This window comes from Tannerella sp. (genome assembly GCF_030528505.1).
Classification (GTDB): domain Bacteria; phylum Bacteroidota; class Bacteroidia; order Bacteroidales; family Tannerellaceae; genus Tannerella.
This window is the reverse complement of sequence record NZ_JAUMYS010000090.1, coordinates 5,825-8,352: the sequence shown is the minus strand read 5'-3', so window position 1 is coordinate 8,352 and position 2,528 is coordinate 5,825. Positions and strand designations below refer to the sequence as shown.

Genomic DNA, 2,528 nt, shown 5'->3' with positions numbered 1-2,528 from the left:
TTTCACTTTTCGTTTTTCACTTTTCACTTCCAACTATTCGCTTCTCAAACTCTTCACCGGATTGGCATTCGCCGCACGCCAGTTTTGAAACGTCACCGTGGCGAAGGTCACCAAGGCCACGATCGCGAACGACAACGCGAACACCCACCAGTAAAGCGGCGTCTTGTAAGCAAAGTTTTCGAGCCACTTCACTACTGCGTAATACGCCGCAGGAGCGGCAAAGACGAAACAAACGGCTACGATTTTGAGATACGTCTTATTGAACATCACCAGAATCTGCTGTGTCGTCGAACCGAATACTTTGCGGATGCCGATTTCTTTCTTCCGATACTCGCTGTCGAACACCACCAAGCCGAACACGCCGACGATAGAGATAAAAATCGCAATCAGACTAAACAGCGTGATCAGCATGCTGATCGCTGCCTCCTTTTCGTACAATCGCTGCAAAACGTCGTCGAAGAACCGCACGTTGAACGGATATTCAGGATCAAACTCGGTTAGTGTTGTACGCATATGTTCCATCGCCGCACGCATATCCGAGCCCGCTTTCACCCGGACATAGGCATGATTCTTCCAACGGCCCCAGTTTTGGGAGCCCCAGACGAAGAAAGCCATCGGAGCCACTTCGGTACGGAACGAAGCAAACTTCACATCGGGTATAATGCCGACAATCTCCGTGCTGTCGATCATCGTGCCAACTTCTAACTGAAACTGGTCGCGCGCTTTCTCATTAAACACATAAACACCGTGACGCGTATTCGCGTCCTCGATACGAAATTCGCGTCCTTCCGTAACCGATATCCCCATCACGTCCAAAAAGGAATAATCGACAGGAAGCACTTGATATTGAATTTTCTTATCATGGTAATCCCGTCCCCAACTCATATAAAAGTCGGTGCTGGAGATCAACTGATCGGCATACGTAACGCCTTCCACTCCCGCAAATTCTTTCATACGGTTCGTAAAAGCGTCTATGCTTTTATTAATTTGCTCATTGATATTCGTGACGATCAGCGCATCTTTTTCGTATCCCAACGGCGTGTGCTGCATAAAATGATTTTGCAGATACATAAATGACGCTCCGATGAGCAACGCAAACGAAGCGATAAACTGCACGCTGATAAGTGCGTTACGCAATACCCGGCCTTTCGGCGACAATCCGAAGCTCCCTTTCAAGACTAGCGCGGGCGGGAATGAAGTCATGTAGAACGACGGATACAGTCCGGCTAATAGCCCCGTCAGCAACGCGATCAGCGCGGTTCCACCTACAATCAGCGGTTGCGAAGCGACCGACAAGTCCGCATCAACAAGCGACGACAACTCCGTACGAGCAAACAACATCACTAACCCGATGGCCATGCCATATGAGAACAAACTGATCAGCATCGCCTCCAAGACCAACGACCGCCGGATAGTGCTCTGACTTCCTCCCAGCACTTTTTGCGTGTTGATGCTTTTGATCCGCATGGGCGTCAGCGCCGTGCTGAAATTCGTAAAATTAATACCCGCAATCACAATCACGACGATAGCTATCGCGAACAAGACCCGCAAGGTCTGGCGGCTGGCTTTGGGGGTAAAATCAAAGATCGCATCGGTTACATAATGCACCTCGGTCAAAGGAGTAAAACGCAGGCCTGCATTCAGTTTTTCCCAATCGACTTCGTCCGTTTGTCCAATCATCTGCGGGTTGGCTTTGTTATTCTTTTTAAAGTTTTCATAAACAGAGGATAGATTATCTGCATCGTCCATCCGAACGAACACCTGATAGTTCCAATTTCCCCAATCCGTTTTATTCTCGTTCTCAGGAATAGTAGTGTACACGATATTCTGTACAAGGGTATTGGCCGGAAAATCGCGATACACCGCCCCGACGGTCATATGACTGTACCGCCCGGTCAGCTGTCGACCTGCGGCCGATTCATTGCCGAACAGTTTCTGCGCCATACTAAGCGGTATCATCACATGATCCGGCTGCTTTAAGACATCTTTTGTACCCTCCACAAAATCGAACGTGAACACATCCGTATATTCGGGAGATACCTGCACACTTTTTTCTTCATAAAACTGCTTGATACCATTATTTTCAACGGAGAAAAACAGATCGGTACTATGAGGAAAAGACAGTGCACCGGCAACGATATGCGGTGAAGAAGCAAAAAAAGCCTCGGCTAACGGTCGATTGATGACCACCTGCGCACTTTCCTGATAGATAAATTCAACCCTGAAAATATTGGCATGATTGGGGTCGGAGGTATCGAATGTCCAATCGTAATCGATCTGCATCATAATCACCATAAACGCGGCGAAGGCGACCGACAATCCCGCCACGTTCAACAACGTCGCCATCTTAAAACGGCGAATCACACTCAATAAGTTTCTGTATATCGTTTTCATTTCTGTTTCTTTTATTTGTTAGCAGTCAGATTTCCAGCAATCGGCATTCAGCGTTCAGATACCACAAGTTGCACAAGTTATGACAAGTTACACTAATTTAATTGTTCGTTAGCATTCAGCCATCAGCATTCAGC

General features: G+C 47.6%; 1 protein-coding gene. It reads right to left on the bottom strand.

Annotated elements, in window-relative coordinates; translation table 11 throughout:
• Positions 1 to 33: 33 nt before the first annotated feature.
• Positions 34 to 2,394 carry an ABC transporter permease gene (locus Q4A89_RS11095; RefSeq protein WP_303185537.1) on the bottom strand — a complete coding sequence of 787 codons (2,361 nt, stop codon included), beginning with the start codon at positions 2,392 to 2,394 and terminating at the stop codon, positions 34 to 36.
• Positions 2,395 to 2,528 lie beyond the last annotated feature (134 nt).

Bases quoted from the DNA above. Each gene is read 5' to 3' on its own strand.
- Q4A89_RS11095 (WP_303185537.1), bottom strand. From the start codon at position 2,394: ATGAAAACGATATACAGAAACTTATTGAGTGTGATTCGCCGTTTTAAG.